Source organism: Paenibacillus sp. VTT E-133280, assembly GCF_002264385.1.
Lineage (GTDB): Bacteria > Bacillota > Bacilli > Paenibacillales > Paenibacillaceae > Paenibacillus_AQ > Paenibacillus_AQ nitricinens.
This window is the reverse complement of the sequence record NZ_NFUX01000027.1, coordinates 68,652-76,713: the sequence shown is the minus strand read 5'-3', so window position 1 is coordinate 76,713 and position 8,062 is coordinate 68,652. Positions and strand designations below refer to the sequence as shown.

Below are 8,062 nucleotides of genomic sequence, written 5' to 3'. Positions count from 1 at the left end.
GAAGCTTCTCAATTCACGCTGTTTTTAGTTGCACCGCATTAGCTAAGGCGAAGGTCAGCAGCATGTTTGCCTGCTGTATACCCAGTAGAGAATGCGGCTGTTATATTGTAGCCACCAGTGTAGCCATGGATATCGAGTACCTCTCCACAGAAGAATAACCCTTGCATAAGCTTCGATTCCATTCTTTTGGGATCGATCTCTTTCAGATTTACGCCGCCGCCTGTAACAAAGGCTTCGGATAGGGAACGGGTACCATGAACATTAACGGGCATCCTTTTCAAGATGCCTGCTAGCGCAAGCAATCCATTCTTGGATACATGATGCCCCGTAATATCTCCATCCAGGTCAGCTTTAGCTAACAAGAGGGGAATGAGACGTTCTGGCAGCAGCCCCTTTAGTGAATTGCGGATCGCTTTCTTCGGCTCCTGGTCCAGCTTGTCTTGCAGCAATGATTCCACTTCTTGCAAGTTCAGATCAGGGAAGAGATCGATGGACATCTCAACAGTGTCAGTCCCTGATTTACGCTGGACCTGTCTCAGAAATTGGCTGCAGCGCAGTGCAATTGGCCCGGATAATCCAAAATGGGTGAATATCATATCTCCGCGATGAGAAATGACCTTCTTTCCTTTTTGATTCCAGACAGTTAGTGCCACATCGCGTAGCGACAATCCTTGCAGCTCACCGGATTTAATCCACGCTTCCCGTGAAATAATCGGTACCTCTGTCGGAAATAGCTCAGTAATGGTGTGGCCTGCGGCTTCAGCCCATGGGTACCCATCTCCTGTAGAGCCAGTCTGAGGAACGGACTTTCCTCCGGTGGCGATGATTACGGCAGCACTGGAAATCGTTTTGCCGGAGCCCAGCTGAACACCCTTAACAGCCCCTTCTTCATATATTACATGTGAGACAGGACTATCTGTCATAATCTGCACACCTAGACTCCGTACTTGGTTGATTAAGGCGGAGACAACGCTGGAGGCTTTATCGGAGACGGGAAACATCCGTCCGTTGTCTTCTTCTTTTAATGCAATACCTAAGCCTTCAAAAAAGGCAATGATATCTTGATTATTAAAATGGTCGAAGGCGCTATACAAAAACCGCCCGTTTCCCGGGATATAGGAGATTAACTCATCTCTCTCCTTGACGTTCGTTACATTGCAGCGTCCGCCACCAGATATCCCGAGCTTTCGTCCTAGCTTAGCTCCCTTATCGATCAGTAGCACGGATGCCCCGTGTTCTGCTGCGGCTACACTTGCCATTAATCCCGAAGGGCCGCCACCTATGACGATCACATCGAAGTTGCTCATGAAATTTTACTCCTTTACATGTTAAGACACGGGTGTTACTTCGTGTTTTCCTAACGGAATCATACCATTCTGACTCTCATGTAACCAGTCTTGTCCATCCACTTAGTGATAATTCGTTGTCAGAAGAGTGATCCTGTGCTTTAATCTAGACATGTAGGGCAATTTGTCCATTTTGGGGTGTGATTGTAATTATTGGCGCAATTAAGGATATATTATTGCAAATATCGGCAGCATGCTCCTTTCTTTTTCTGATTCAGTGGTGGGTGGACCGGGGGCTTGTGGCTCGAAAAAAGGGTAGTTTCCCGGATAATCAAACTTTTTTGGTTTTGGCGTGTACGTTAAGCCTTATTCTATGCTCACTTCTTTCGACGACTTTATTCGGTATTGCTTATTTGAATTTAGGAATGATCCCTGCTTATATCGGTATTTTATATGGAACTGTACGTTCAGGGATTCTGTTGTCCATCTGTTTGCTTGTCTGCAATATAATCATTGCAGAGCCAACCGGAATAAGTAATATGATATTAAATTCAGGAATATTATTATATCCGTTGCTATTTGGGCTGGCTAAGCCTTTTAAGAAAGGCACAGTGGTAGAGAAGATAGGAATGTTATGGATGGTTCTTTGTCCGAACATGTTGTTCATTGCACTTGTACCTATTATAGGTGGGGAAAATATATATGAAGCCCATTCTGGCGAGTCGTTTTTGATTACTGTGTATCTTTTTTTCACGATCGCGCTAGGTGGTATTTTTGTTTATTTTGTTGAAATGGTCTGGAGTAGTTGGCGGGCTAAAGTACATATGGAAAGTATAAGTGATAATTTCCAGTGGGAGTCTGAGAAGCTGCAGCAGATTACAAATGTAGTACCTCTCAGTATTATGTCTCTGGATGATCACGGAGTTGTGACCGACCTTAATGATTGTATGTTGGGAATGGCACGAATTCATTATCCCAATTTGAGAAGGGAAGATATTATTGGCAAGCCGGTTAGGGAGTTTTTTAATGGTTCAGCGGATGCTGATGCATATATGCGGGTACGGGATAACATTCAGCATAAACGGCGTTCCCATGAGCGAATGATTCATGGAACGCGGATCTATCAAATTTATTCAGCGCCACTAATGCATAAGAACTCAGGATTAACGAGTGGAGTGGTACTCATTGCACAGGATATTACGGATGAAGTGAAACTCCGTTCTGAGCTTGACCATGTGGAACGTTTGAGCTTAGTAGGGCAGATGGCTGCCGGAATTACCCATGAGATTCGTAATCCTATGGCGGTAGTTCGTGGATTCTTGCAGCTGATGAGAGAAAAGAGTTCGGATGATTTGGATTCTTATTATCAGATCGTGCTCGAGGAACTGGATCGGGCGAATAGCATTATTAACGATTTCCTATCGCTGGCGCAGAGCCGGATATCCGATAAGGAGAAGGTGCTTTTACACCGAGTTATAGAAGAAGTCAGTCCGCTGCTATGGGCGGATGCTAATCTTCGTGGTCAAAGTGTTGAGTTAAAGCTGAACGCATCCATCCATGAATTGGAGTTAAACGTTCGGGAAATAAAGCAGCTTATCCTTAATTTAGGCCGCAACGGTATGGAGGCTATGGGATCCAAGGGGATTCTGACACTGGAAACACACAGTAATCAGGATCAAGTGGAGCTGATTGTAAGGGATAGAGGAATAGGTATGTCGGAAAGTCAACGAGAGAAGTTGTTTTCCCCTTTTTTCACAACAAAAAGGGAGGGAACGGGTCTAGGGTTATCCTTGTGTCTCAGTATTGTGGAACGGCATAACGGTAAAATAACTGTAGATTCTGTAGAAGGGGAGGGTACAGTATTTACCATCTCCTTCCCTTTAGCGAAGGAAGAATATAGCGAAGCCATGCTTGCGGATTGAATCAGGTTACTGCAGCATCTCTTGCTTTCACAGAGTATGAATGTATAATAAAGTTAGTAAGTACTGCTGTAATGTTATCTGACAAAACAGTAATTAGTGAAGGAGAGTGCAGAGAAATGTCCATGTCTTTTAATCAATATATGAGAGATTCGATTCAGCCTATGCGTGATGACCTTACAAGCATTGGGTTTCAGGAGCTTATGACTCCAGAAGAGGTGGAAGCCACTCTTCCTACCGCAAAAGGTACGGCGCTTGTAGTCGTGAATTCGGTCTGTGGTTGTGCTGCTGGACAATGCCGTCCTGGTGTAGCTCAGGCATTGCAAAATGAGATCGCTCCGGATCACTTGTTCACAGTGTTTGCAGGTCAAGAGAAAGAAGCTACTGCTAAAGCGCGTGAATATTTTGCTCCTTATCCGCCATCTTCCCCTTCCATCGCATTGATGAAGGATGGAGAGCTCGTTCATTTTATTGAACGCCATAGTGTTGAGAATCGTTCAGCTGCTGAAATTGCTGCTGAGTTGAAAGAAGTTTTCGATCGTTTTTGCAAGTAAAAAAGTTATTCCATATAATCTCGCAATAGTCGGTAATTCGGCTGTTGCGGGATTTTTCAAAATATAAGAGCGATAATGGGATAGAATATACTTAGAAGCACAGAGCTTCACTTGGTATGGATATTTTGATGGATATGGAACCATTTCTGATGGAACGGGGTGTGGTTTGTGAGTTTACAGGAAGAAATTATTGCTGATCTTGGTGTGAAGCCAACGATTGATGTAGAAGATGAGGTACGCAAACGGGTTGATTTCTTAAAGTCGTACGTGCTGAAGGCAGGGGCCAAAGGATTATTGATCGCCATTAGCGGCGGGGTGGACAGCGCGGTAGCTGCAGGTCTATGTAAGCTGGCTACGGACGAGCTGTCGGCTCAAGAAGGCACAGAGTATATTACGCTTGGCGTCTACCAGCCATATGGTGTTCAAGAGGATATCCAGCACAGTTATGATGTCGCTAAAGCCTTTAATCTGACCCATACCGTGGAGACAAACATTGAGGAAGCTGTAAATGAGATTGCGCTTGAAGTTGAGCATAGCCTGAAGTCCTTGGGGCAACATCGTCATATGACCCATCAAGGCAAGGGTAATGTTAAAGCGAGAACACGTATGGTTATGCAATATGCGCTCTCTTTTGAGAACAATCTGATTGTAGTAGGAACGGATCATGCTTCAGAAGCCATTACGGGTTTCTACACCAAGTGGGGGGATGGCGCTGTAGATATTACACCTCTATCCACACTTAATAAACGTCAGGTTCGTCAATTAGCTGCTCATATTGGTGTGCCTGCGGATATTGTTACTAAAGCACCTACGGCAGGCTTATGGCCGGGGCAGACGGATGAAACCGAGCTGGGCATTACTTATGACGATAATAGTGATTATTTGGAAGGCAAGCAGGTTAAGCCTGAGGTAGCTGAGAAACTCGAGAATTATTACCGGAGAACGGCGCATAAGCGCAATGTCATTCCTGGAATTTAGAATAGGTAGCAGTAGAAACCGCCACGGATCTGCGTTGTAGCAGCTCACGTGGCGGTTTTTATCATATCAGAAAGTATATATTTGGGGCCCCAAAAAAAGTATCTGAGTATTCATCAAAGCAAAGCTTCACTCTGTGGGGATATTTTATGAGATGGATAAGCTACAAGAATCTTAGTTAGCCAGCGTTTGATCGATAAAATCAGTGGTCGAAGCAATCGCAAGCTCCAATTGTGGGGTAGTGCCGGCAAAAGGATGCACAGTACCGAAGGTATGATTACCCTCAGGAATATGAACCCAGTTAATATCGGGTCGGAGTTCAGTGAGCTGCTCAGATCCTTGCCGGAGGTGCACTCCATCCAGACTGCCTTGAATAAGAACAACTGGGAAGGACGCTGTCTTCATGCGTTCAAGGATGTTATAACGTTCTTGTTGGTTCTCCATATCTTCTAAAATAACAGCATCCAGCGGCATTTGTTGGCCCGTGCGTGCATTAAGGACGTGGGTTCGTCCTGTTTGCTTCATCTCCTGCTTTTGTTCTTCCGTCAACAAATCGAGCTTCGTAACCCCGTTCCAGGAAATGACCCCGCTAACTTCATTGGGATGGTCAAGCGTGTAGACCAGACAAATTCCCCCTCCAAGACTATGCCCGAGAAGGAATAAGGGCAAGCTGCCAAATTTCGGGTGCTGGCTAAGGTAGGACAACAGTATTTCCATATCCTTCAGCTCGCGACGAAAGGTGTTGCGGGCGAATTTCTCAAGCTCGGTAAAATGCAGCAGATCCTCTCCGATTCCGGCATGTGAGAAGTTGAAGGTGATCACTTCATGATCTTGGCTGAGAGTAGTGGCTATGTAAGGAAACATCCCCCAATCTTTGAAGCCCTTGTAGCCGTGTGCAATAACGATAAGGCTCTTAGGTGCTTCTTGGGCAGGAAAGTGTGAGCAGCGGAGAACAGCGTCTTCACCAGCGGGTATTTCGAAATTACGATGCTGCATAGGGTAATCCCCTCTCTCTATATATAAATGAAGTAAATCAGCAAGTCCATCACGAAGGCATCTAGATAGACTTCCAAAGCATTTTCTTTTAAGATAGCAGAAAGAATCTTATAGGACTATAATTAAAAATTGAAATGAAAGACCTGTATAATGATCATACCATTATTGAAGTAGTATAGGATACACGTCCATAAGGAGCGTGAAATTTTGATTTACGGAATCGGACATGATGTGTTAGAAATTGAGCGAATCTCTGAGGTAATGCTTAGGGGACAGGGGAAAAAATTTAACCAGCGCATCCTAACGGAGCAAGAGTACCAGCTTGCTGAGCAACGAGGTGGAAGGTTGGCTGAGTTCGTAGCCGGGCGTTTTGCTGCCAAGGAAGCCGTTGTGAAGGCTTTAGGCTGTGGCATTGGTAATGTGGTTGGTTTTCAGGATATTGAGATATTACCTGACCATAAAGGTAAGCCGGAAGTAACCTTATCATGCGAAGCCTGGAGCAGACTAGATCTACCTGAAGGACAGAAGTATATCATTCATCTTACGATAACACATGGCCGTGATTTGGCTTCAGCTTTTGCGGTGGTGGAGGAGCTAGGTTCATGAATTGAACCGTGATTATAGAAGGGCAAGGAGAGTTACAATGAAACAACAAGAACGACAGGTTTTGCAGGAACGAGAAGAAGCACGAGAAGGACAAGATTTGCTAGAGCGAGATGAACGACAAAAACAGGTGGATTTAAAAGAAGGACAAGATAAACAAGATCAGGAGCTGCGGGAGGCCAAGCAATATTTCAGTTATCATTTGCTGGAGTGGTATCAAGGGCAGAAGCGGGATTTGCCTTGGCGCAGGCATCGCAATCCTTATTATATTTGGATTTCTGAAATTATGCTGCAGCAGACAAGGGTAGACACGGTAATCCCTTATTTTAATCGTTTTATTGAACGTTTTCCGACGGTGGAGTCACTCGCTGATGCCCCTGAAGAAGACGTGCTTAAGTGTTGGGAAGGTTTAGGGTATTATTCCCGCGCACGTAATATACAGCATGCAGCAAAGCAGGTAAAGGAGCTTTATGGGGGACAGGTGCCGAATGATCGTGAGGCGGTGTTCAGCTTAAAGGGAGTGGGTCCTTACACAGCAGGGGCTATTCTCAGTATTGCGTTTAATCGGCCGGAGCCAGCGGTAGATGGTAATGTAATGCGGGTGTTGTCCCGATACTTCCTCATCGAGGATGATATCGCTAAGGGACCCACCCGCGTGAAAATGGAGCGCCTGGCGGCTGAGCTGATCCCAGAGGGGGAAGCTGCCTCCTTTAATCAGGCGCTTATGGAGCTCGGGGCGCTCGTATGCACCCCGAAATCACCGAGCTGCTTAACCTGCCCGGTGATGGAGCATTGCGCTGCGCGCCTGGCGGGCTGCGAGACTTCGCTGCCCGTCAAGACCAAGGCCAAGCCGCCGCGCCCAGAGGAGCGGCTGGCAGCCTTGATCGAGGGCCGCGGTGCCCACGCGGGCCAAGTGCTCATCCGGCAGCGGCCACAAAGCGGGCTGTTAGCCCGCATGTGGGAGCTGCCGCACTGGCAGGCGCCGCCAGCCGAAGGCGGCGCTAAGAGCGCGCGGCTGCCGGAGGCCACGGCGCGGGACCGGCTGCGCCGGTCACTGCGGCAGGCCGGGATCTCCGCCCGGCCTGAGGAGCACTGGATGGCTGCTGAGCATATCTTCAGCCATATCGTGTGGACCCTGCAGGTGTATCGCTGCAGGGAGGAGGACACCCTTCCGCTGCCAATAGCGGCAGAAGGATGGGCAGCCTACACCGCGGAAGCAGGCCTGTTCCCAGAGATGGACAGTAAGGTGCCCATCGAGAAATTTGAGGATGGCAATGCTAGTCCAGAGGATGGCGGAGCTGTTCGCTGGATCAGCCGTGAGGACATGGCTAATTATGCGTTTCCTAATGTCTTCTTGAAGCTGCTGAACCTTTATTTCGACGAGCAGGAAGAGCTGGCGAAGTCGGGGAAGTAGAGATTATCCGATGTGGCAAAAGAATGAGTTGTAAGAGAAACAGCAGATATATGAGAAGTGTCTGAAGTAAGTAAATTACGCGGAAGTGGATGAAGTAAGAAATGCATCCAAAGTCTCTGGAGTAGGAAATGTGTTAAATGCGTCGATTGTGCTGAGCGAGATGAATATGTAGATGTTTTAGATGTGTTAAATGCGTCGAATGTGCTGAGCGAGTCGAATGTGTAGATATTTAAGATGTGATGAATGCGTCGATTGTGCTGTGTGAGTTGATGCAGTTTGATGTGTTAAATGCATCGATACAGTTAAATGTGTTGT

7 protein-coding genes are annotated in these 8,062 nt (G+C 46.6%); 5 read left to right on the top strand and 2 right to left on the bottom strand.

What is annotated here, in order from left to right; translation table 11 throughout:
• Nucleotides 1–38: 38 nt before the first annotated feature.
• Nucleotides 39–1,307, bottom strand: a complete 1,269-nt coding sequence (locus CA600_RS14005; RefSeq protein WP_094870728.1) for an NAD(P)/FAD-dependent oxidoreductase — start codon at nucleotides 1,305–1,307, stop codon at nucleotides 39–41.
• A 278-nt stretch (nucleotides 1,308–1,585) separates the two neighbouring features.
• Here CA600_RS14005 and CA600_RS14000 point away from each other — a divergent pair, with 278 nt between their 5' ends.
• The 3 genes from CA600_RS14000 (at nucleotide 1,586) to nadE (ending at nucleotide 4,737) form a co-directional block, all read left to right on the top strand.
• Nucleotides 1,586–3,208: a two-component system sensor histidine kinase NtrB gene (locus CA600_RS14000; protein ID WP_143812417.1), complete on the top strand. Its 1,623-nt coding sequence runs from the start codon at nucleotides 1,586–1,588 to the stop codon at nucleotides 3,206–3,208.
• 116 nt (nucleotides 3,209–3,324) lie between these two features.
• Entirely contained in the window at nucleotides 3,325–3,759 is a 435-nt protein-coding gene (locus tag CA600_RS13995; RefSeq protein ID WP_042184644.1) for a BrxA/BrxB family bacilliredoxin, read from the top strand.
• Between the two features lie 168 nt (nucleotides 3,760–3,927).
• A complete protein-coding gene (gene nadE, locus CA600_RS13990; RefSeq protein WP_094870726.1) occupies nucleotides 3,928–4,737 on the top strand; it encodes an ammonia-dependent NAD(+) synthetase in 810 nt (269 codons plus the stop codon).
• 171 nt (nucleotides 4,738–4,908) lie between these two features.
• On the opposite strand, the gene CA600_RS13985 is transcribed toward nadE, so the two are convergent.
• Nucleotides 4,909–5,730, bottom strand: coding sequence for an alpha/beta hydrolase (locus CA600_RS13985; protein ID WP_094870725.1), 822 nt, complete (start codon nucleotides 5,728–5,730; stop codon nucleotides 4,909–4,911).
• A gap of 207 nt (nucleotides 5,731–5,937) precedes the next feature.
• Between CA600_RS13985 and acpS the strand changes: the two genes are divergently transcribed.
• Both acpS and mutY read left to right on the top strand, forming a co-directional pair.
• Nucleotides 5,938–6,336 carry a holo-ACP synthase gene (gene acpS, locus CA600_RS13980; protein ID WP_094870724.1) on the top strand — a complete coding sequence of 133 codons (399 nt, stop codon included), beginning with the start codon at nucleotides 5,938–5,940 and terminating at the stop codon, nucleotides 6,334–6,336.
• Nucleotides 6,337–6,373: 37 nt separating this feature from the next.
• On the top strand, nucleotides 6,374–7,747 hold the full coding sequence (gene mutY / locus CA600_RS13975) for an A/G-specific adenine glycosylase (protein WP_094870723.1): 1,374 nt from the start codon (nucleotides 6,374–6,376) through the stop codon (nucleotides 7,745–7,747).
• Nucleotides 7,748–8,062 lie beyond the last annotated feature (315 nt).

Coding starts and splice junctions, on each gene's coding strand:
- CA600_RS13995 (WP_042184644.1), top strand. CDS start 3,325: ATGTCCATGTCTTTTAATCAATATATGAGAGATTCGATTCAGCCTATG.
- CA600_RS13985 (WP_094870725.1), bottom strand. CDS start 5,730: ATGCAGCATCGTAATTTCGAAATACCCGCTGGTGAAGACGCTGTTCTC.
- mutY (WP_094870723.1), top strand. CDS start 6,374: ATGAAACAACAAGAACGACAGGTTTTGCAGGAACGAGAAGAAGCACGA.
- CA600_RS14005 (WP_094870728.1), bottom strand. CDS start 1,307: ATGAGCAACTTCGATGTGATCGTCATAGGTGGCGGCCCTTCGGGATTA.